Annotated in this window: 17 protein-coding genes; 11 read left to right on the top strand and 6 right to left on the bottom strand. The window is 51.6% G+C overall.

Translation table 11 applies throughout. The features are described from left to right. Both P8N76_17655 and P8N76_17650 read left to right on the top strand, forming a co-directional pair. A partial coding sequence (locus tag P8N76_17655; GenBank protein ID MDG2383502.1) for a hypothetical protein occupies window positions 1–213 on the top strand: 213 nt, incomplete at its 5' end. A 72-nt stretch (window positions 214–285) separates the two neighbouring features. Continuing rightward, a complete protein-coding gene (locus P8N76_17650) occupies window positions 286–1,617 on the top strand; it encodes an ABC transporter permease (GenBank protein MDG2383501.1) in 1,332 nt (443 codons plus the stop codon). Window positions 1,618–1,631: 14 nt separating this feature from the next. Here the strand turns inward: P8N76_17650 and P8N76_17645 are convergent, their stop codons facing one another. Further along, window positions 1,632–2,597 (bottom strand): TIGR03067 domain-containing protein, encoded by a 966-nt coding sequence (locus tag P8N76_17645; GenBank protein ID MDG2383500.1) that lies wholly within the window; start codon window positions 2,595–2,597, stop codon window positions 1,632–1,634. Window positions 2,598–2,891: 294 nt separating this feature from the next. On the opposite strand from P8N76_17645, the gene P8N76_17640 reads away from it, so the two are divergent. The 7 genes from P8N76_17640 (at window position 2,892) to P8N76_17610 (ending at window position 13,751) form a co-directional block, all read left to right on the top strand. Further along, window positions 2,892–3,869, top strand: coding sequence for a hypothetical protein (locus tag P8N76_17640; protein MDG2383499.1), 978 nt, complete (start codon window positions 2,892–2,894; stop codon window positions 3,867–3,869). Between the two features lie 225 nt (window positions 3,870–4,094). Further along, complete coding sequence (locus tag P8N76_17635; GenBank protein MDG2383498.1) at window positions 4,095–5,705, top strand: sulfatase; 1,611 nt, start codon at window positions 4,095–4,097, stop codon at window positions 5,703–5,705. A 485-nt stretch (window positions 5,706–6,190) separates the two neighbouring features. Beyond that, window positions 6,191–8,332: a S9 family peptidase gene (locus tag P8N76_17630; protein MDG2383497.1), complete on the top strand. Its 2,142-nt coding sequence runs from the start codon at window positions 6,191–6,193 to the stop codon at window positions 8,330–8,332. A 34-nt stretch (window positions 8,333–8,366) separates the two neighbouring features. Further along, complete coding sequence (ppk2, locus tag P8N76_17625; protein ID MDG2383496.1) at window positions 8,367–9,191, top strand: polyphosphate kinase 2; 825 nt, start codon at window positions 8,367–8,369, stop codon at window positions 9,189–9,191. 403 nt (window positions 9,192–9,594) lie between these two features. Continuing rightward, complete coding sequence (locus tag P8N76_17620; GenBank protein ID MDG2383495.1) at window positions 9,595–12,741, top strand: multidrug efflux RND transporter permease subunit; 3,147 nt, start codon at window positions 9,595–9,597, stop codon at window positions 12,739–12,741. A 175-nt stretch (window positions 12,742–12,916) separates the two neighbouring features. Beyond that, window positions 12,917–13,315, top strand: a complete 399-nt coding sequence (locus tag P8N76_17615) for a hypothetical protein (protein MDG2383494.1) — start codon at window positions 12,917–12,919, stop codon at window positions 13,313–13,315. 31 nt (window positions 13,316–13,346) lie between these two features. Beyond that, the gene (locus P8N76_17610) at window positions 13,347–13,751 is read left to right on the top strand and encodes a hypothetical protein (protein ID MDG2383493.1); all 405 of its coding nucleotides are present in this window, start codon (window positions 13,347–13,349) and stop codon (window positions 13,749–13,751) included. A 37-nt stretch (window positions 13,752–13,788) separates the two neighbouring features. Here the strand turns inward: P8N76_17610 and P8N76_17605 are convergent, their stop codons facing one another. Continuing rightward, a complete protein-coding gene (locus tag P8N76_17605) occupies window positions 13,789–15,033 on the bottom strand; it encodes an efflux RND transporter periplasmic adaptor subunit (protein ID MDG2383492.1) in 1,245 nt (414 codons plus the stop codon). Between the two features lie 299 nt (window positions 15,034–15,332). Between P8N76_17605 and P8N76_17600 the strand changes: the two genes are divergently transcribed. Beyond that, window positions 15,333–16,133: a potassium channel family protein gene (locus tag P8N76_17600; protein ID MDG2383491.1), complete on the top strand. Its 801-nt coding sequence runs from the start codon at window positions 15,333–15,335 to the stop codon at window positions 16,131–16,133. 493 nt (window positions 16,134–16,626) lie between these two features. On the opposite strand, the gene P8N76_17595 is transcribed toward P8N76_17600, so the two are convergent. Next, window positions 16,627–18,267, bottom strand: a complete 1,641-nt coding sequence (locus P8N76_17595; GenBank protein ID MDG2383490.1) for a TolC family protein — start codon at window positions 18,265–18,267, stop codon at window positions 16,627–16,629. A gap of 460 nt (window positions 18,268–18,727) precedes the next feature. On the opposite strand from P8N76_17595, the gene P8N76_17590 reads away from it, so the two are divergent. Further along, window positions 18,728–20,194 carry a sulfatase gene (locus tag P8N76_17590; protein ID MDG2383489.1) on the top strand — a complete coding sequence of 489 codons (1,467 nt, stop codon included), beginning with the start codon at window positions 18,728–18,730 and terminating at the stop codon, window positions 20,192–20,194. A 17-nt stretch (window positions 20,195–20,211) separates the two neighbouring features. On the opposite strand, the gene P8N76_17585 is transcribed toward P8N76_17590, so the two are convergent. From P8N76_17585 to P8N76_17575, 3 genes are all read right to left on the bottom strand, one after another. Continuing rightward, on the bottom strand, window positions 20,212–20,487 hold the full coding sequence (locus P8N76_17585; protein MDG2383488.1) for a hypothetical protein: 276 nt from the start codon (window positions 20,485–20,487) through the stop codon (window positions 20,212–20,214). A 35-nt stretch (window positions 20,488–20,522) separates the two neighbouring features. After that, the gene (locus P8N76_17580; GenBank protein MDG2383487.1) at window positions 20,523–21,464 is read right to left on the bottom strand and encodes a hypothetical protein; all 942 of its coding nucleotides are present in this window, start codon (window positions 21,462–21,464) and stop codon (window positions 20,523–20,525) included. Between the two features lie 82 nt (window positions 21,465–21,546). Beyond that, window positions 21,547–23,055: an amidohydrolase family protein gene (locus P8N76_17575; GenBank protein MDG2383486.1), complete on the bottom strand. Its 1,509-nt coding sequence runs from the start codon at window positions 23,053–23,055 to the stop codon at window positions 21,547–21,549. Window positions 23,056–23,226: the final 171 nt, after the last annotated feature.

The raw sequence follows: 23,226 nt of genomic DNA, 5'->3' as shown, positions 1-23,226 counted from the left end.
AGTGCTCAGGGCAACAGTGCTCAGGGCAACAGTGCTCAGGGCAACAGTGCTCAGGGCAACAGTGCTCAGGGCAACAGTGCTCAGGGCAACAGTGCTCAGGGCAACAGTGCTCAGGGCAACAGTGCCGACAAATCCAAGATCGGCTCGCCCGAAACGAAGTCCACTGCCATCGAGCAATCCCAAGATTCCGCCACAACTAAAGTGAGTTCGTAACCGCAACCACGACAGCCCATCTGGATTCCATTCCAGCCCGGCTAAGCCCTCGAAGAAAACAGCCACTTTCCCATGAGACTCTGGCTTCGCACATTCCAACTCGGCGTGAAGAGCCTCCTGCTCCATCCGATGCGATCATTATTAACAATGGTCGGTATTTGCATCGGCGTTTGGGCAGTCATTTGCCTGTTAGCGATTGGCGAAGGAATCAGTGTCCAAGCCCAAAAACAGATCCAAGGGCTCGGTGCGGACAACATCATTGTGCGATCTCGCAAGCCGGTCAATCCGCAAACAGAAGGCAACAGTTTCATTCTGCCCTACGGTCTATTGCGAAGCGATTTTGACCTGCTGGTGGAAACGATCCCCACGATTCGAGGAGCCATTCCCATCCGTGAAATGCGGCGGGAAATTCGTTTCCGAGATCGAAAAATTGATGGCCGACTCGTGGGCTGTACCCCGGAATACGCCGATGTGACCCGTTTGGAGGTGGACCGCGGCCATTTCATCAGCGATGCCGACCTGACGTCAGGTAAGAACCACTGCGTTTTAGCCGCCAATGTTGCCAATCAACTGTTTCCCTATGAAGACCCGCTCGATCGGACGATCTACGTTCAAGAACACGACGACTACTATCGGATCGTTGGGATTCTAAAACACCGAAACGCAACCGCCGCAATCGGCGGGTCGCTGGAAGCACAGGACTTCTCCAGCGATGTCTACATCCCGATCAGCACCATGCGCAAACGGATTGGCGACACCATCGTGGTGAGTCGCAGTGGTTCTCGAGAAGGGGAAAAGATCGAGCTGAACCAGATCACATTGCGCGTAGACGACGTTGACAATGTAATGCGAACTGCAGAACTGGTGAAACAAACCCTGGCAGGTACTCATGAACGGGCCGGTGACACCTTGATCATCGTCCCGAAAGAACTGCTCGACCAAGCAAGGAACACGCGAATCATGTTCATTGTCTTCATGGGTGTTATCGCAGGGGTCTCACTTATCGTGGGCGGTATTGGCATTATGAATATCATGCTCGCCACCGTCACCGAAAGAACACGTGAGATTGGCGTGCGACGTGCCCTAGGAGCCAAACGAGCCGACATCATCCGACAATTTCTCGTCGAAACCATTGTGCTCTCAGCGCTTGGTGGAATCATGGGGATCGTGCTTGGCTACTCAGTCAAACCTGGAGTGTTCCTGCTTCGTGAAGGCGCGACGAAGTACTTCCCCAAGCTGATCGCCAGCTTGCCCTCTGTCGTCCGCGACATGGAACCGATCATCGTACCGATGTCCATCCCTTTGGCGTTTGGAATTGCCGTCATCATCGGTGTCATCTTTGGCATCTATCCAGCAATTCGTGCCGCTCAGATGGATCCAATCGAAGCGTTGCGACACGAATGATAAACCTCACCGGCTCATTGGACGCGAACATCGCGACTTGAACGTCCAAGTTGGTCAACGTAGACGACTTCTCGCGCGTTAATCGAACGGACTTGTACCGTAATCATTTGATTCACGCGTTCCGGTCGCCAAGACGATTTGATCTGCAGCACCAACGCGCCCTTCGCAACACGCCAGTTGCCCACTGAAACAAACGTATTCGTGAACACTCGATTAAACGTCTGGGTATCTTGGAACTCACGCTGCGTCGTAAATGATCCGTTCGCATTCAGCGTCACGTACAACACACCCTCTCCATCAACATGTTTCCACATGCCGACCAGCTTCTGTGCCAACTCCGAATCGGTGATCACTCGTAGCGGAGGCGGAACCGCATTGACGATCGATGTTGATACGGACGAATTCGGCACGGCAGCCGGTGGCTGGATAACGCCGGATGCCGGGGGAGCCGGTAAAGTGATGCTCGGCTTTGCCGACGCCACGGGCGTGGCTGCTACTGCAGTAGTCGGGCCGCCTGCCACTTTCGCAACCTCCTCAGGACGTCCCATCACCATCAACATCCGCCCCGTTCCTTTGGTCGCTGCAAATTCTGTGGGTACACCCGGACGTAATGGATCACTGGTGCAAACCAACAATTGTCCGCCTCGGACTTCGTAAATCCCCTGGACTGGCCCTGCGTCAGACGTCAAATAAATCTGCTTCGGAAAACGCGTTGCATCCAGCTGGAATGTCCTCGCGTGTTGCTGGCCATCCGAGGGCGATTTAAAAATAAAAGCGTTATCAATGATGTCAATTTCCCCACCTGACGGAAGCTTATATCGAATCTGCTCCGGTGGAATGACACTTCCATCAATCACTAATTCAACAACTTGCCATTTCCCTTGCAACGGATCTAGCTCGGGAGCCCGCCCCATTAAATTGCCTGTACAGATTACTTGGGCGACCACCGCTGCTAAACATACGCCTATTTTCGATCTCATCGCTCGGGCTCCTTTCCCATCATTTTCGCCAGCATCATTCGACGCTATTCTTTATCAATCCACGTTGGCGGCCCATTCTGCCATAGAGTTAGGATCAAAGCCAAGACTGCTTTTGCCCTCCGATTGAATTGAGAGGCGACAGCCAACACATTCAGCTAGCAAGACCAAGGGATTTAAATGACCACGCCCATCTCTGGCTACGGGGGCAGACAGACACGGCAGCTTGTCCAACACACTCCTTCCTGATGCGAATCGATCTCGAAAAGACGAAACATCATTCATCGGAACTTTTCAATGCGTGAACTGGCATTACTAAGAAGCGAAAAACTTATCGGCTCTATCATCGCTCAAATAAGTCCTCAGGCGGCAACCATCCCGTGTGAATTCTTCGAGTCGTATTCTGATTTACGGGGCGAGGCCGAGATTTTTGTTTTTGGTCTCCCTCAGCTACTGCCTGTTTTCGGTCTCGATGCCACCGAAGTAGCCCTTACTCACGCCATGCTTCCCAAGCGGAGCGAGGAGCCACTCAACTATGTGGAAATCCAAACTCGATTTCCGCAAATCGAGTTCATGCAATTTGAGTGGTATTTCAATGAGTCAAAACCAGAATCGGTGACATCCGAATTGAGCATTCAGGCTGGAATTCGGCCACATAACAACGAGAATCAACCCTTTGTGGGAATCTTGCTGCTCAAATCGGCACCAGCTCGCAAAGACTTAACGACACGCAAAAAACTGTTTGAAGATATATTTTTGGCGCTTGAGCTGAATGACCACGTTGATGTCTTCATGAATAAGGAAGGACGATTGTCCATTGAATGGGATGACACCTGCGACCTTTCATTGACCATCGCAGAGCCGGGTGGATTCAATCCGATTGCGATTCAGATTTTCGGTTTTCGTCACTTGGCAGAGGCCGTGCGATCGGCGAGCAAAATCGCTGGCAAACTGGCTCAAGTCCTGCACGATGTACTGTTCAACTGTCACCTGCCCTACCAAGACTATCAAACGAATCTGGGTGTGCTCAATGCCCTTTCCGGTTGGAAGCTGGAGATCACAGGTGAATGGACAGCCGAGGGTCGTCAATGTTTCAACAACGGCCCCTCTTTCGACTCAGTAACCGCGCCCCTCTTTCGATGGCATGGGCCTAATCACGCAATGGTTTTCGGTGCAGCCGCTGACAATCGGCTGGTGTTGGCTGCCAGCAAGATGACCCGAGAAGAGCTGCGTGCGTGGGCAAAGCCGCTGGGCCTCGAATTGACGGATTGCTAAGCTGACGATGGCCCACAAGCGGACAAATCAAACGGAAAATATTAAGTTGTTTTCTTCACGGCAAACCCGCCGCCCTTGGGTGGAGTGATTCGGACGTTCAAGTACGATTGGTCCCGAAAGAGAGGTGAAGAGGTGCACGCGGGCAGGTGAGCGACTACAATTGGACGAGATAGCCGAAGTCTGGCCCATAACCCTTGATTTCCAATTCATCGAAGGACTCGCGACGTGAATCTTCGCTCCACGGCTTATTCGCTACTTGCATTGATAATCGTCCCACTCTCGGTGGGTTTACCGACTGCCGTGTCGGCCGATCGCCCCAACATTCTGTTCATTTTCACGGATGACCACGCTCCGCACGCGATTGGCGCCTACGGCGGTTGGCTCCAGCAAGTGAATCCCACTCCGAACATCGACCAATTGGCCCGTGAAGGCATGCTGTTTCGCAACAGTTTTTGCACGAATTCAATCTGTGGACCGAGCCGAGCGGTGATTCAAACCGGTAAACACAGTCACATTAATGGTTTCATGCACAACGGAAATCGGTTCGACGGGAACCAACAGACATTTCCCAAGCTGCTTCGGCAAGTCGGCTATCAAACGGCCATGATTGGCAAATGGCATCTCAAGTCGGATCCACAGGGTTTCGACTATTGGCGAGTGCTGCCAGGACAAGGCGATTACTACAACCCGGTTTTTCTAACTCAACAGGGACGGGAACAAGTCGAGGGTTATTGCACGGACTTGGTCACGGAAGATGCGATCGACTGGTTAAAAAACCAACGCGACCCCGACAAGCCATTCATGCTGATGTGTCAGCACAAAGCACCTCACCGAACTTGGATGCCTGCCTTACGACATCTGTCGCTCTACGACAACCTACAAATCCCAGAACCGTCTACACTCTTCGATGACTGGAAGGACAATGCAAGTCCATCCCGTCATCAGGAGATGGAAATTGACGGCCACCTCAACCTGGTATTCGACTTATTCTTGGAGCCTGACAACAACTTTGATCCGGCTGCGGGAAAATCGGTGGATCGCTCGGGTTTCCGAAATCTACAACGCATGACTCAACAGCAACGGGCGACCTGGGACGCAGCCTATGGCCCTAAGAATCAAAAATTTCGCGATGCAAATCTTAAGGGTGACGAATTAGTCCGATGGAAGTACCAGCGTTACATCAAGAATTACTTGCGTTGCATCAAAGGAGTTGACGAGAGCGTTGGCCGACTGATGGCCTACCTCAAGGAAAATGGACTGGATGAAAACACCCTTGTCATCTATTCGTCCGACCAGGGCTTCTATCTGGGGGACCATGGCTGGTACGACAAACGATGGATGTACGAAGAATCGCTACTGATGCCGTTAATTGTCAAATGGCCCGGACAAACGAAACCCGGATCGATCAACACCGATCTTGTCCAAAATCTCGATTATGCAGAAACGTTTTTAGAGCTGGCGGATGCCGAAATCCCTGATGACATGCAAGGCCAATCGATCGTTCCAATTCTGAAAGGAGCGACACCAGACGATTGGCGAGACAGCATCTATTACCACTATCACGAATACCCAAGTGTGCATATGGTGGCGAAGCACAACGGGATTCGCACCAACCGTTATAAATTGATCAACTTCTATCAATTCGGAGAATGGGAATTCTACGATCTTGAAAAAGATCCTGACGAACTTAGCAATCAGTACGAGTCGCCCGAGTATGCCGAGGTGATCAAGCAACTAAAGCAACAACTTGTGGAACTGCAGGAGCGATACGGTGAGAACACCGACATGCGAGAAATGTCTCCCGCGTGGAAGCAAAAATTCCGTCCCAAAACTTAGAACTGGACACCGATCCCTTTCGACAAACATCGCACCTGTCGCTGCGTAGGTGTGCGAGTTTTGCAGGCGACATGAAACCCGATTTCTGGCGTGCCAAGTGCGTCAGACATCCTTCAATAGCCAAAGAAATTGCAGCTTGTCCGGCCATTCGCTCTGCGATTGATTCACTGGCGGGCTCGAAGCGTCATCCATTGCTGTCTGAGTCGATCGCATGAGATTATCGGTCAATCGACCTTCATCTCCCTGCACTGCAACAATTGGAAAACGCAAATTGCTGGCCAAGATCATCCTGACAAAACACGAGAGTGCCCCCTCCAACCCTGCTTCTCCCAGCAGTTTCCCCGGCGCGGGAATGCAACCTGCTATCAACCACGGCTTGCACCACACCATTTGAGAAATGTAAGCTGACGTGATCGAATCGTCGGTCAGCAATCGAATCCGACGACGATCAGCTCGTCCCGCTCACCCTGCTTGGGAGCATCCGCATGCATCCACGCCTACTACCTCTCTTTTGCCGAGGGCAAAAAGTCTTCGTTGTCTTTTTGATGATCCAGGCGATCGTCACAAGCACACAGGCGGAGCCAACAGCCGAAACACAACGTGAAGCTCAGCAACGCTTCCAACCCATGGACGTCTTCAAACTGACATGGGCAACGGATCCACAGGTTTCGCCTGATGGATCGACAATCGTCTACACACGAAATTTCATGGATGTCATGACTGATTCAAGCCGGTCAAGCCTGTGGTCTGTTGGCTTCGACGGCAAGAACCACCGCCCCGTGACGCGAGGCGATGCTTCACAAAGTCGCCCTCGTTGGATCAGCGATGGCAACCGATTGGTTTACGTTTCGAATGAGGACGGATCGCCGCAACTTTACTTGCGTTACATGGACACCGGACAAACAACTCGATTAACTCAACTGACGCGCAAACCGGGCAGCATCAGCGTTTCGCCTGACGGAAAATGGATTGCCCTCGTGATACCGGTTGCATACCAGACGGAGTCCTGGGTTAAATTGCCAGAACCACCAGCGGGCGCGAATTGGGCTGCAAGCCCCAAGGTGATCGAGAAACTGACTTATCGCTCCGACGGATTCGGCTACCTTGAAAACGAATACGACCAGCTGTTTCTGGTCTCGACAGAAGGTGGCGCCTTGCGACAAATCACCTTCGGGCCCTACCATCACAACGGCACAATCGCTTGGTCACCTGACAGCCAAAGCATCATCTTCGCAGCCAATCGCCAAACCGATTGGCAGTTGGATCCAATGGAGAGTGAACTTTACGAAGTTTCGGTCGCGGACGCCAAGATGCGACAATTGACCGATCGCAATGGCCCTGACAAAGAGCCATCTATTTCGCCAGATGGTCGCACAATCGCCTACCTAGGCTATGACGACCGGGAGCTGGGATTTCAAAAATCCGATCTTTATTTGATGGATTTGGACACACGTCATTCGCGTCGAATCACCAAAGCATTTGATCGTAGCGTGCGATCGCCTACCTTCGCCAACGACGGTCGGGGAATCTATTTCCTTTACGATGATGAGGGCAACACGAAGCTTGGTTACATCACGCTCGCCGGACAACAGAAAACAATTGCCAAAGATATCGGGGGTACGATTCTCGGTCGACCTTATGCAAGTGGCTCCTTCTCTGTCAGCAAGCACGGACGAATTGCCTTTACCCAAACCCGACCCAGCCGCCCTGCGGACGTGGCAGCCGTATCGATCGGTCAGCCAGCTCGCCGCTTGACGCATCTGAACCAAGCCCTCTTCGGGCACAAAAAATTGGGAAACGTACGAGAGATCCGTTTTCCATCATCGTTCGATCAACAATCGATTCAAGCGTGGGTCGTGACACCGCCCGACTTTGACCCAGCCAAAAAGTATCCGCTCATCTTGGAAATCCATGGTGGGCCATTTGCGAATTACGGCGACCGCTTTTCAGCTGAAATGCAACTTTATGCCGAAGCAGGATTCGTCGTACTTTACGTCAATCCACGCGGCAGTACGAGCTACGGCCAAGATTTTGCCAACCTGATCCACCACAATTATCCAGGACAAGACTATGACGACCTGATGTCGGGTGTCGATTACGTAATCTCCCAGGGCTCCATCGACACGGACAACTTGTTTGTGACAGGAGGCAGTGGCGGGGGAGTACTGACCGCATGGATCGTAGGACACACACAGCGTTTTCGAGCAGCTGTGGTCGCAAAACCAGTCATCAATTGGTTCAGCTTTGCACTCACCTCGGACGCCTACAATTTCTTCTACAAATACTGGTTCCCTGGGCCTCCCTGGGAACACCCTGAGCAGTATCTTCGCCGCAGCCCGATCTCCTACGTTGGCCAAGTCGAAACTCCCACGATGTTGATCACGGGAGAGTCCGACTTTCGCACTCCTATGTCCGAGACGGAACAGTACTATCAGGCATTGAAACTGCGGCAAGTGGAAACCGCATTGGTCCGAATCCCCGATGCGTCCCACTCGATCGCCGGTCGCCCCAGTCGGTTGATCGCAAAAACCGCTTACGTGCTGGGATGGTTTAATCGTTTCCGTCAGGATTCCGCTTCAAACTCTTCAGCTGCAGCATCCCAAGACCACTCCCCAGTAAGCAAATGAATTAATTGCACCTCAAACGTCCCAAAGGCGAACGATGTCCGCAGACAACTCAAAGAAGAAAAACAAGCATCACAACTCAGAAAAACTGGACGCAAAGACTTACAAGAAAGAGCTCGAGCGTCTCCAAACAGAGCTTGCCATCATGCAGGATTGGATTAAGGCGACAGGACACCGCATGGTGATTGTCTTCGAAGGTCGAGACGCAGCCGGTAAGGGTGGCATGATCCGGCGAATCACCGAACGTGTCAGCTCTCGTGTCTTTCGCATCGTTGCACTCCCCGCCCCGAGTGATCGAGAGAAAACACAACTCTACGTGCAACGTTATATCCAGCATCTTCCGGCTGCCGGCGAAATCGTTCTGTTCGATCGAAGCTGGTATAACCGCCTGGGGGTTGAGCGTGTGATGGGCTTCTGCAGTGACAAGGAATACTTTCAATTTATTGGCAATTGCACCGAATTTGAGCAGGCGTTGGTGGAAGATGGAATTCAGGTAATTAAGTATTGGCTGACCGTCAGCAACAAAGAACAACAAAAACGATTCGAAGCTAGGATCAACGATCCGATGCGACAGTGGAAATTGAGCCCGATGGACACGGAGGCACGCTGTCGATGGTTCGATTATTCACGTGCCCGGGATGCCATGCTAGACGCGACCGATTCCGCACACGCACCTTGGCATATCGTTCGAACGGACAACAAGAAGCGTGGCCGACTCAACTGCATTTCCCACTTACTGAGTATGGTTCCGTACGAGAATATCAAACGAGAAAAGGTTAAATTACCTGACCGAGATCAGTCAGACCAATACGATGACGTCGCCGCGCTGGAATGCCGAAATTTCGTCCCCGAGAAATACTAACCAGACTGTTAAAGGGGGTGGCATCACAACGGCTGACGACAGTTCGGTTGGCTCAATAAGTTGGCGTGATCTTTCCAATGGCAAGCATGATCACGAAGTCCCAAGCAGCAGCGCGTCATGATCGCTATCTCGTGAAAACGATGATCACGACCTTTTGTCGTGCGCTTTGCGTTTCAGCGACCCACTACCACTTTCATGGTAGAAGAGTAAAATGCTCGCCAGGAAACGACTTGTGTTAGAGAGCTCGTCTGAAAAGGTCTGATCACGACTTCGATTCGCAATCAAGAGCGGACCGCATCTGGCCCCGTAGTTTCCCGACAGCGTTTTTCGTGATTGCTGATGAGACAGTCGGCTCGACAAACGCAGCCGAGTAACCCGGGCACGCGAAACGAAAGAGCTACGAATGATTTCACGTTTCTTCATTTATAGACCCATCTTCGCCTCAGTCATTTCGATTGTGATCGTAATTGGTGGAGCGGTATCGCAATCAAACCTCCCGATCGCTAAGTTCCCCGAGATCTCGCCTCCGACCGTCCAAGTCACGACGTTCTATCCGGGAGCAAATGCACAGGTTGTTGCTGAAACCATCGCGGCTCCGATTGAACAAGAAGTTAATGGTGTTGAGAACATGCTCTACATGTCGTCGAGCAGTGCGGATGACGGCTCCTACACATTAAACGTGACCTTCCAGATCGGCACCGACATGGACATGGCGACAGTTCTGGTGCAGAACCGCGTAGCCATCGCAAACCCCAAACTACCTGAGGATGTAAGACGCCAGGGCGTAACCACTCGAAAACAATCGACACAAATCACACAATTCATCACGCTCACGTCAGAGGATAATCGTTACAACGATTTATTCTTGAGCAACTATGCGACAATTAACATCAAAGACGAGCTGAGTCGAATCAGCGGTGTCGGTCAAGTGACCGTGATGGGCGCTGAAGACTACGCCATGCGAGTTTGGCTGAATCCTGAAAAACTGGAAGCCCGTAACCTGACCACGGAAGACGTGTTAGCAACGATCCAAGAGCAAAACGTACAAGTTGCGGCCGGACGTATCGGAGAACCACCTTCACCTGCCGGAACCTCGTTTCAACTGGTGGTCAACACACTGGGCCGTCTCGAGGATGTCAAGCAATTCGAAGATCTGATCATCAAGACGGTCGACGGTGGTCGTATTACGCGACTGAGTGATGTGGCACGAGTTGAACTAGGCGGCAAGAATTACAACCGTGCTTCCACTTTCAACGGGCAAGCGTCAACGGCGATTGCGGTGTATCAATTACCGGGTGCCAATGCTCTGGACTTAGCCAACGCAATCGAGGCCAAGCTGGACGACCTCAAGGTCAACTTCCCGAAGGGCTTGCGGGCAGAAATCCCTTACGACACAACGCGATTCGTCAAAGCTTCCATCCGCGAGGTATACAACACACTGTTTATCGCGATTGTACTCGTCATTGCTGTGATTTTCATCTTTCTGCAAGATTGGCGGACCACAATTGTGCCTTGTGCCGCGATCCCTGTCTCATTGATTGGGACGTTCGCATTCATGGGGCTGATCGGCTTTTCGATCAACATGCTTACGCTGTTTGGGATTATTTTAGCGATCGGCATTGTCGTTGATGACGCGATTGTCGTTGTCGAAAACACGGCAACTCATTTGGATGCTGGTCTGGGTCCGCGTGCGGCTGCCGAGAAGGCGATGGAAGAAATCACAGGCCCCGTGATTGCGACCACGTTGGTGCTGCTAGCCGTCTTTGTACCCACGGCCTTCATGGGTGGCATCACAGGACAGATGTACCGGCAATTTTCCCTGACTATTTCAGCAGCCGTGCTGATCAGTACCGTCAACGCGTTGACGCTCAGCCCCGCCCTCTGCGGCCTCCTAATGAGAAAGACACCGGAAGCACGCAACTTTTTTTTCCGCGGATTCAATCACGTATTCGACAAGTCGACCAGCGCCTACTCCTTCGTCATCGGCGGGATGATTCGGCGTGTTGTCTTCGTAATGATTGTCTTTCTTGGCCTTATCGCGGCTACCGTTGCTGGATTCATTTCGCTGCCGACCGGCTTCCTCCCCACGGAAGACCAAGGCTACGCCTTTGTGAATGTCCAGTTGCCCGATGCAGCATCGCTCGAACGCACGACGAAGGTCATGAAACAAATCGACAAGATCATGGAGTCGACACCCGGCGTTGCTGACTGGGTATCCATTGCAGGGTATTCACTATTAAGTGGCACCAGCGGATCAAATCAGGGTTTGGTTGTGGTTGTGTTCGAACCCTGGGAGGATCGGACGACACCCCAATTGAGCCAGCGTGGAATTCTGACGCACATTCGCAAACAGTTTTTCCAAATTCAAGATGCCATGTTATTTGCATTCATCCCCCCCGCCATCGACGGACTCGGAAATGCCGGTGGTTTTCAAATGCAGATTCAAGACCGTGGCGGTACCAGCTTGCAGGAACTGCAAGCGGTGGCACGGGAAATTGTTGCAGACGGCAACGCGCAGTCGGGACTCACCGCCCTCAATACAACCTTTAGCGCCAGCGTACCGCAGTTATTCGTCGATATCGACCGAACGAAGGTCAAAACATTGAATGTTCCCCTCAGCTCAGTATTCGCAACACTACAAACCTATCTGGGTTCCGCCTACGTGAACGATTTCAACCGATTTGGAAGAACTTGGCAGGTACGAGTACAAGCCGATCACCCCTACCGCGTCTCGCCAGAGGACATCGCCCGATTGGATGTTCGCAATCGAAATCAGGAAATGATTCCGATCGGTACATTCGTCAACATTGAAGAAGTACTCGGTCCACAAGTGATTCAGCGATACAACCTCTATCCAAGTGCTCAAATTAATGGTGAGCCGGCCCCCGGCTATAGCTCAGGACAAGCGTTGAATTTGATGGAGCAAATGGCCAGCGCCAAGCTACCATCCGGCATGGGTTACGAGTGGACGGGGATGTCGTATCAAGAGAAACAAGTTGGCAGTGAACAATACCTTATCTTTGGTCTTGCGGTCGTGTTCGTCTTTCTTGTCTTGGCCGCGCAATACGAAAGCTGGACGAGCCCGGCAGCAGTAATCTCAGTCGTGCCGCTGGCTGCCCTCGGAGTTGTCATCGCCTTGTTCGTTCGTGGAGCCGACAACAACATCTACACACAAATCGGGATCGTGCTGTTGGTAGCGCTCGCCAGCAAAAATGCAATCCTCATCGTCGAATTCGCTCGAGATCGACGACATGGCGGAGCCAGTATTCGAGAGTCAGCAGCGGCCGCCGCCAAGCTGCGATTTCGCGCGATCCTCATGACAGCCTTTTCATCAATCCTTGGCTTCCTCCCCCTGCTGGTCTCTCGTGGGGCAGGTGCGGCCAGTCGCCAAGCCGTCGGTAATGCGGTCGTCGGTGGCATGATTGCGGCCACTTGCTTTTCACTGCTCTTCGTACCATCCTTCTTTGTTGTCTTTCAGCATCTCAGCGAAATGTCAGCCAGCAAAGTCAAAGAAGAGCAGCCGCCTCAGGACGACCCGCCATCTACTTAAGCACGACGGGGCCTTCAATAAACGTCTAGGGGTTGCGCCGATGACCTCGATCCACGAGTAACACGGGGCCGTTTTGCGTCAACACCATTGCGTGTCAAAAAAAACAACACATTGTTAAGATCGCATTTAATTCACGGTAAGAAAGACGGTGAGTCAGTTATTTGGAGGAGTCATCATGAGTCTTCCCATCGTCTATGCGACCTACGTTCTGGTGAGTGTTCTCATCACCGTCTCAGTGGCTCACACCTTACACAACCGCGGTCGTCTGTTTTTGATCGCATGCTTTCATGGCAACAACGAAATGGCCGATGCGGTCAATGCCTTGCTCGTGTTGGGATTTTATCTCATCAACTTCGCATTCGTGATGTTGACCTTGAGGTACGGTGTCCACCCCTCAGGTCTGCGAGAGATACTTGAATATCTGACGACAAAAATCGGAATCGTCCTGTTACTCCTGAGCTGCATGCATTACTTGAACCTGTTTGTCTTCACGTGGATTGCACGGCATCGACAAAAGTTAACGCGTCGAAACGAAACCACACTTCGTTCCGACGCATCAGTCATCCCGCATTAACCGCAATGGCTTGTCACAAAGGAGGATTACCATGTTTGACAAACTTCACCTGATGTCCACCACACACCTTATTTACATCACAATTGGAATTGCGATGACGATTTGGGTGGCTCGAACACTGCGAATACATGGCCGAATCTTTTTCACAAAAGGCTGCAAGGGTAACGATGAGCTGGCAGATTCCCTGAGCCATTTATTTTCCGTGGGCTTCTACCTGCTCCACATTGGGTTCGTTTTGCTGGCGTTGAAAGTGGGTGGTACGGTACTGAACTCTGTCGGAGTGATTGAACTGCTGAGCACGAAAATCGGACTCGTACTCACCGTTCTTGGCTTCTCGTTATTCGCCCACATTGCGATCTTCGCTCGCATTCATGGCAAGCCTCGCGATCTGAACACGAGCGTCGATCCGATTACCGCCGAAATCGCGAACTCGTAGACAGCTGATTCCATGCCGTCAACCGGTTGAACCAAGATCACCCCGTTCCAGGAGCAGCAGACGTCTTGGTCGGAGTCGACTCTGGTTGTGGAGTCGACTCTGGTTTCTCTGTCGCGGGAGCATCGGACGTGACCGGGTCCGTGAGTTGCTGATTCAAATCTTCGTCCGTTGCCTTCACCGTCGCCTCGGGTCGAGCTCGCTGAATCCCATTCACGACCACACGATCGTCCGGCGACAGCCCCTCTTCAATCACGACGAATGGCTGAGACCGAATAACCTCTTTGGGGCCCACTTTGATGGAGCGTCTTTGTACGACATCCTTGTCATCAACGACAAACAAGTACTTTCCTGTTTGATCCGTCAGGATGGAAACTTCAGGAACGAGCAATGCGTTTTCGAGTTTCGAAACGGGAAGTCTCACTCGCACGAAAAGTCCTGGCAAGATTTGCTCATCGGGATTCGGAAAGATACCTCGCACCAGGAAGGTACCGGTACTTTGATCAACGGCCAGATCAGCATAATCGCCTTTTCCTTCAAAAGGGAAACCCTCATCGTTCGCGCGGCGCAAATACAAGGGAGGAGAAAACTTTTGGCCCTCCGCGTTCCGATCTTTTGCAGGTTTCATCAACTTCAGCAGTTGCGATTCGTTGATGTTAAAATTCACGAAAATCGGGTCATATTGAATGATCGTTGTCAGGTGAGTCGCCTCGGCCCCATCGACCAAATTACCTTCTTTGACTAGTGTTTTGCCAACTCTCCCAGAAATTGGAGCCGCGACTTGGGTATACGACAGATTCAGATTCGCTTGGTCCAAAGTTGCCTGCGCGGCAGCGATTTTGGCAGACGCTTCATCACGAGCAGCTTGAGTTGCCACAAAAGCCGACTCCGAAGTCGCATCGCTCTTCATCAGTCTTTCTTGTCGTTCAAACTCGATTTGTGCTTTCTTGAGGTTTACGTTGGCAGCACTCAAGTCCGCTGTGGCAGCGGCAACAGCAGCCTCATACTGTTTTGGCTCAATTTGATAAAGGATCTGGCCTTTCTTGACTTGGTTTCCAGGCTCAAATTCAATTTTCTCCAGGAAGCCTCGAACACGCGCTCTTACATCAACCACATCCACTGCTTCCGTCGTACCCGTTTCTTCAAGATAGACCGTCACGGTCCGTTGGATCGGCTTGGCGACAGTCACGGCAGGAATGGGCGGCGCCTGATAGTCATTTTTAGCCGCGCAACCGACTGTAAGAATCGCCATCAAGATCAGCATGACGGTGTATTGATTTGGCATCTTCAATTTCTTTTCATCTTGAAACGAGTGACAGCCAGACAGGGAAAACGTCCTGAAAGCGGATTTCCATTATTGCGCAAGGCGCCAACTTCCCGTTAATTCTAGTTATTTAGTCACAGAAAGAAACCGCCCCGCGTCATGACGAGCATTGAATTGCGCGGTAACATGTCCGGTGAATTCTGTTGCTTGGTGGGGTGCTGCGTTGCAGCAGACCCATTAGGGATTGTTTAAGAAAGCGGCGAATGGATTGCCGCCAGATCAACAAACTTCTACAACTCTTACGTTGAGATCGAAATCATATGGATAAGCCGAAACGACTAAGCCGGCTCAGTTCCAATAATCTTTTGATTCTGCTCCTGTCGTTGATTTTTTTATTGCTCGGCGTACCTCTGCTAGAAAACGTCGTGGACGCTGGGACGCTCTGGAGATTGGGACTGACGGCGGTCACCATCCTGGCGGCTATCGCAACTCAACGTCGAAAGCTTTTGCTGGGACTCGGACTGCTGGCTGTCGCCGTAACTGCGCCGATGAATTGGCTAACCATGGCGATCCAAAATCACTCGTTGTTTCTCGCATCGTGCATCCTTCACGCGATTTTTTTCGCGACGATGGCCACCATGATTCTAACCGCGGTCATCAAGAAACACCTCGCCACCATTGATTCCATTTACGGCGCAATCTGCTCTTATCTGCTCTATGGCTTGGCATGGTCGATGCTCTATCTAGGACTCAGCTTGAGTCCAGCTGGCGACTGGACAATTCTGGGGGCCGAATTCGACTTAGAAAGTCCGCGTCAAGAAGTCTCTGCGTTTTCACAAATCATTTATTTCAGCTTCGTAACCATGTCTTCACTTGGATATGGAGATTTGGTTCCCAGTACCGTATTGGTGCGAACTCTCAGTTGGATGCAATCGGTCTTTGGCCAATTCTATATCGCGGTGCTGGTCGCTTGGCTGGTCAGTGAGATTCCTCGCAGCCGACACCATGAGGATCTGGAACACCGGCTTAACGCTTTGGAAGTGGCTCAGGTGGCAGAGCCGCCGACTTCGGGGCCTGCAGCGAAAACACCGATGGATTCGGGGCGGGATAACGAGTGCTAGGCGGTACGCTCGTCGCCGTCGGCAACCGTGGCTGGCAGGTGCCACAGGGCAAGCGATTGGGAATGCACTTCAGATCACAAGGCGGCGGCGAGACCTTGGGCATGGGCTTCCCGCAATAGTCATCACAGCAAAAACGACAAACACCCACGGCATATGGAAGCGGTTTCGAGCAGTAGTCGTCACACTGAAAACAACACCAGGGCCGTGACGTTGGCAAAGGCTTGCAATCGTAATCGTCACAACACATTTTACCAATCGCTCGAGGCCAAGAACGATGCAGATTCAATCGCTTCTGCGCCGCATTTCCGCCAGCCAGCAGATTGCTCGAAACGGTGATCAGTACAGCCCAACTGATCCAATTTGCTTTCCACTTCATCCCAATGGCTCCTCGGATCCTCAGATCCTCGAAATCTGCGAGAACGATCTTCCAATAAACATTTCAACAAGCAGATTGCACGATCGACTCTCGACACAATCGGCGTTTAAACATCGACTACACGGGATCGGGTGCCGGCGGAATCGGTTCAGCCGGTGGTTCGGCCGGTGCCGGAATACTGACGTCGGGCGATGCACCTAATCTGATCTGCCATCCTCCCCCTAGCGCTCGGTAGGTTTGAATCAAACTCAAAGCCACATTCGTCTCCGCAACCGCTAATTGATCTTGAACCTGAGTCAAATCTCGTTGCATATTGTTGACCCGATCAAAGGTAATTGCCCCTTCGCGATACTGAATCGAAGCCAGCCTGACCGACTCAGCAGTTGCATCAACACTTGCCTGCAGCGAAGCCACAGCTTCCTGTGACTTCAGAAAAAAGATGATTGCATCTTCGACCTCGCCATTGGCCTTCAATACCTGCTGCTGATAATCAATTGCGAGCTGTTGAAACCGGGCATCTTGAACACGAACCTTGTTGACCAGTCGCCCATAGTTCAAGAGATTCCAATTGAAGGAAGGCCCAATGAGTCCGCCGTTGCTCGACGATCGAAAAATGTCGCTAAAGTCGGCAGCGCTCCAATTGATGGACCCATTGATCGTGAACGCCGGAAACAAATCCGAAACCGCGATTCCGATCAAGGCACTTTGAGCTGCCACTTCTCGTTCGGCACGCCGCAAATCTGGCCGGCGACGAATCAAATCAGCAGGAATCCCCACGACAACGTCACTGGGAGTCGACGGAATACTTTCGTCCCCCAACTGAGGTATCAGATCACGAGTTGGGAGGCCAAGCAAAATACAAAGGCGATTATTCGCCTGTCGCAATCCGGACTCAAAGGTGGGCACCAACGATCGCGTCAGCTCTAAACTCGAACGAGCTTCCGTAACATCTAGCTTGCTGACATCCTTGGCATCAAAACGAATCTCGGCGAGTTGGAGGTTTTTTTCCTGAGTCTTGATATTCGCTTCGGCGTAAACAATACGCTCCTGAAAGCCGCGAATCTCGACATAAGTGGCTGCCGTTTCGGCGAGCAGTGAAGTCAGAATGTCGTCATAATTCTCGACGGTTGCATCAACTTGAGAATCAGCCGCTTCGATGGCTCGACGATATCTACCCCAAACATCAAGTTCCCAGGCAGCCCGAAAACCGGTATTCCAATTACTAAAATTCCGGAATGGAAAGCCCACATTGAGAGTTTCATTCCGACTGATCTGCACACGGGAATATTCGCCAAAACCTTCTTGAAATTGCGGAAACATCAGTCCAACTGCGATCGCTCGTTCTGCCTCTGCTTCCAATATACGCATGCTGGCCGCACGCAAAGTCAGATTTTGCTCGTAAGTTTCATCGACCAATTGGTTGATTTGCTCATCCTGAAAGACGCCCCACCAAGCTTGATTTTCGACACCGTAGGAATCGCTGATCACCTTTGGGTTGTTGAATTCAATCCAGTCATCGGCAACGCTGACCGCTGGTTTCGAATAGTCAGGCCCAACTTTAAAGCCGTTATGGACCCAGTTCCCTAGATGACCACAACCGGTCAGACTTCCCATCAAAGCAGCAACGCTAAAGAGTCGGAGCCCAATCGAAGCGAGTTGCAATGAGAAGCTCTTTCGAAATGGAATATTAAACAGCGGAAGCAACATAAACTCCGTCCTTGAATCGGACCAGGGGATGAGATCGGTAACTCGAATCATCGCATCAATCGATGCGTTGCATGTAATTCTTGCTCCCCGATTAATCAGAATTATCGAACCGACGTGCACCACAAGCGCTGAAAAAAAACGCTCAACGCTATCTCCCGAACAACCGACAGTCGCGTTGAAATCAGGTCAGTCAGAACAACCGTCACGCTTTGACGAGAGGGCCTGTAGGACTGCTTCAATCGTTACAACCCACCAGCAACTGCTTTCAGTGCATGCAGGCTGCCCTACCGCCTCAACAGACGGGCACCAACGAAACACGATGGGGCAAATCGCGAAGCCAAGTGATTCGCCACTCCCCAGCATTCGTCCGGCTGCTTGGTAACCCCATTCGCGTGGCCTTGGCAAACAGGTCTTTGAACGACAAGCGAGTCACACGATCTTTTTGACACAACCAAGCCACTAGCTTAGGATGCGGCTTTGCCTGCGAGAACCGTTGATCACGAGGCCTTCCATGAATTTGCATGATCGTTTTCTGTTCCTACTGGTCATCGGCCTCACATTCACATCGCCATTGACAACGTTGGCTGGGCAGAAGGAATCGGAACAGACGAACTTCGTCTTCTTCCTAGTCGATGATCTAGGCTGGGCCGATATTGGCTGCTTTGGGAGTGAATTCTATGAGACGCCGAACATTGATCGTCTCGGCGCATCCGGCATGAAATTCACAAATGGTTATGCGGCCTGCCCCGTTTGCTCGCCGACGCGTGCCAGCATCATGACGGGTCGGCACCCCGTCCGTGTTGACATCACCGATTGGATTCCCGGCATGCGGGCTCAACGTTTCAAGAATGCAAAGTTTCTTCAGGTCAATGACCGCGACAACTTGGCATTAGGCGAGACAACGATTGCCGAGGCGTTGAAGGAACACGGCTACCAAACTTTCTTTGCGGGCAAGTGGCACTTGGGGGATCAAGGGCACTGGCCGCGGGACCAAGGATTTGACATCAACGTTGGGGGCTGCAAGCTTGGATGGCCACCAGGAGGCTACTATGCGCCTTGGACAAACCCGAACCTCCAAGCCCATCGCGACGACGAGTACCTGACCGAACGTCTGACAGAGGAGTCGATCTTATTTTTAAAAGAGCGCGACAAGGCGCAGCCTTTCCTATTGTATTTATCCTATTACAACGTCCACGCGCCGATCACTCCCTACAAAAAGCGATTAAGCCATTTCACCGAGAAAGCCGCCAGATCATTCGACGATAAAACGCCACGCGTGAAAGAACGTTTAGGCACATCTCGGACAAGGCAAGACAATGCAGCTTATGCCTCGATGATCGCTGCGGTCGATGACAGTGTGGGTGCTATTCTGCAGAAACTTAACGATTTGAAGTTGAGTAAGAACACCGTGGTTATTTTCTTTTCAGACAATGGTGGATTTTGCACCGTCAATCAGCTTGGCCCCACCAGCAATCTGCCGCTTCGATCGGGTAAAGGCTGGCTTTACGAGGGGGGCGTACGCGAACCAACCATCATTCGAGCACCGGGGGTGACCCAGCCGGGCAGCACATGCGACGTGCCCATTGTGAGCATGGATTTTTTCCCAACGATGCTGGCATTGGCTCATCTGCCCAGCGCACCAGAACTACATGCCGATGGTATCAGTATCGTTCCCTTACTCCGAGGTGACTCACAGGAGCACCAACGAACGTTTTACTGGCATTATCCTCATTACCACGGATCAACCTGGACGCCCGGCGCCTCGATCCGAGACGGAAACTGGAAACTCATCGAGTTTTATCACTGGGAGGACGTTGAGCTATACGACCTATCCAAAGATCTGGGCGAGCGCAATGATCTGAGTAAACAGTATCCCAACAAAACAGCTGAATTGCGGCAAAAGCTAAAAACTTGGCAAACAAGCATGAATGCCAGAATGCCACAACAGGATCCGAAACACGCGTCTTCACTCAAATAGATGCTGGGCAATGCGAGCTACTCATTCGTTTTTCGATTTGCAATTCGGTAAGCGAGGAACTGTTCGAGAACTCGACGAAACTCTTCGATTTCGACATCCCGTTCGCAACAGACCAGCATCAAGGCCCCGTCTGCTCGGAAGTTGCCATCCCATTGAATCACTTCGTCATCCGACCAACTTGCTTGGTAATGATCCAAATGCGAGTTGGACAAAGCGACCAAGTAAGCGCGAAGACTTACATCCGTCTCATCTTTGGGTTCACCAACCGGATAATGTTCGAAGTCGTTACTCATCTAAAACTCCTCAATCATTCGCAATTAGCCCTGGATCAATAACCGCAGACCTTGCTCTTCTTCGTCAACTTACGGACCACACTGAGATCATCTTGCTGAGTATGGCAGGTAGTGCAAATTGCCATCATCGGCAACGTCCGATGCTTTTCAGTCGAGGCCTGATGGAGATCATGGCAGGTCACGCAGGTAACCGCCTTGTTCTGCGTTAGCATCACTTCCCGAGTGTTGGCGTAAACGTGTCGATCCACAGTTTGATTATTAGCAATTGCCTGTTCACTCAGTTCGACTAAAAAGTCACGAAACAGATTATCGCCGGCGACATAATGACTCGGATAAGGACGCTGCGTCGATTTCGACTGGCCGCCTCGCAGATGGCACTGGCCACAAGTCGCGATCACGATGCGAGCTTCAGGGACGGCGTGACTCCCGAAGATGACGCTCGTGTCGCGTTTGCTGTGACTCAACTCGACATCGCCGTGACAAACAAAACAATCGAGTGACAGCGTGTGGAACGCTCCCGTTTCCGCATTCACTCCTGAAGTGTGACAACCGGCACAAGACGCTGCAAATCGGTCGGAAATCCAGGTCGCTGGCAACCGGCCTGAAATTCCTCCAACCTTTTGATCGGTTGGCTCCCAGTTAATTGAGAGGAGATCAAGTGTGCCAAATTTCTGTCCCCGCTTTAAATATCGGACGCGATGCTGCCTGCCCAGTAGATAACGCGTCTCCGCCGCACGACTCGGCGCAACTCCACGAAGCATTTTCATCGCGGCAGAATTGTCGACCGCCCGCAGCGTGAGTTGATGTGGATTCTGCCCCCATCGAGCACCGAGGTCACGATGACAGAAAAGACATTCGTCACCACTCATAAATTCGGGCATGGGTTGGCCCAGGTGATCTTGCCCCCAAGCCACTAAATCAGTCGACTCGTTGGAGGGATCCGCCACGACGCCCCGGATGCTCCATTCAGAAAACATTAGACATCCCAGGACAGCCAGTCCGGCCATCCCGACTCGCTGGGCCTTTCGATCACCCCCAGCGCACACTGGACTGACCGCTTTAGGCATGATCACGAACCCAACCGTAGACAGCATTATCAGGCTGGCCTCCGCGATCCTGATAAGCGGTCTTCAAACGCGTCAAGGTGTCAGCGGGAAATGCTTTGAGTTGAGCATCAACATCCACACGATAAACCTTCGCTGCATTCAGACCAAAGATTTTTGCTTTATCATCCTTGCTCAGCTTTTGATAGCCAAAACGTTCACACAACTCATCTGAAATCTGAAATCTCTTGAAAGCGTCAATCACCCATTGTGGTGATCCCCACCAGAGACAATCAGTCCCCCAAATCACATGATCCGCACCATAATTCTTGACATTTTTTCCAATCAAGTGCATGCACATCACTGGGTGGGCAATCGCAAGCGTCCCGAACGCCGAACCGATTTCGCAATAGACGTTATTCATCTGAGGATTGCGTTGTTTGATTTCCATAAGTTCATCATGCCAGGCAAAGTCCCCCGTACTCGGATCGAAGAAGTTTGGATCTTCGAACTGCGGCTCTCCAGGCCCGTGCTTCATCGCCGAATGATAGACGATAAAGGTCAAATCAGGATGATCCTGGGCTGCTTTTTCGATGTCTGCCGGATGTGCGAAATGGCCAAGTAATCGAGACTGCGCCGCATATCCTTTGTGAACACTAAAAGTCTTCAAGCCCAGTTGCTTAGAACGTTCGTAAAAGGGATAAGCCATCTTTTCGTCGTCCATCCGAAATCCGTCGCCGGAACGACCGGGATCGGTGTGGCAGTACCACTTCCAACTGTCGACCCCATAATCCTTCACTTCTCGTTCCATTTGTTCGAACAGCACGGGAAAGTCAGGCGCGTTGTTTGAACGATCCCAATAGTGGTTGGGAGCGCAATTGCCTTGGCAAAGGGTACGTTGTCCACCCGCTAGTTGATTGAGCTCTGCCTTTCGTTGTGACATCAACCAACTGGGCAGGATCCCACCACGCCGGTCGCGTCCCTCTAAGACCTTGCCGGCCAGATTTTTGTTCGTTTCTCTGCCGGGTACTCCTGAAATGACAGCCATACTGGTTTCGCTGTCGAAAAATATCTCCTTCACGTAGTTCGTAAAACTGTATGCTTCCTTATCATCCGTCAAATCGAAGCCCATATTTTTCACAAAATCGGCTTTCCGGAATCCGAGTGCATAGCCATCCGTAAAGTGCGTTTGCACGTCGAACACAAAATACTCACCCTTAGGAAACTTCTCAGTGGTCGCCTGAGGTTCTAGAGTTTCCGCGGCGTCCACATCCCAATAAGGACCGTAGACCATGTTCGATGCCAGAAAGGCCGTGGCGAGCCCCATCGAGGAACGCATGAAATCGCGACGTTCCATGCCAAGTTGCTTGGATTTTTCGATCGACAGTCTCCCAATCAATTGCTCCCAGTGCTTTTGTTGTTCATTTTGCGGACGCGGAACAAACTCTTCATTCGACACCGCTTGGGTAGGAATCGGCGAATCGACACCCCGTTTCTGATCTCGCTCCCATTTGGGTACCCACATCGGTCGGCTCCTTGTTCGATACGTTCCTAAGTAACTGTGTTATTCGATCATCGTTATTCGATCATCGTTATTCGATCATCGTTATTCGATCATCGTTATTCGATCATCGTTATTCGATCATCGTTATTCGATCATCGTTATTCGATCATCGTTATTCGATCATCGTTATTC

Source organism: Pirellulaceae bacterium (assembly GCA_029243025.1).
In the GTDB taxonomy this organism is placed as follows: domain Bacteria; phylum Planctomycetota; class Planctomycetia; order Pirellulales; family Pirellulaceae.
Note: the sequence above shows the minus strand (reverse complement) of the source record. Positions and strands in the feature narration are given on the sequence as shown.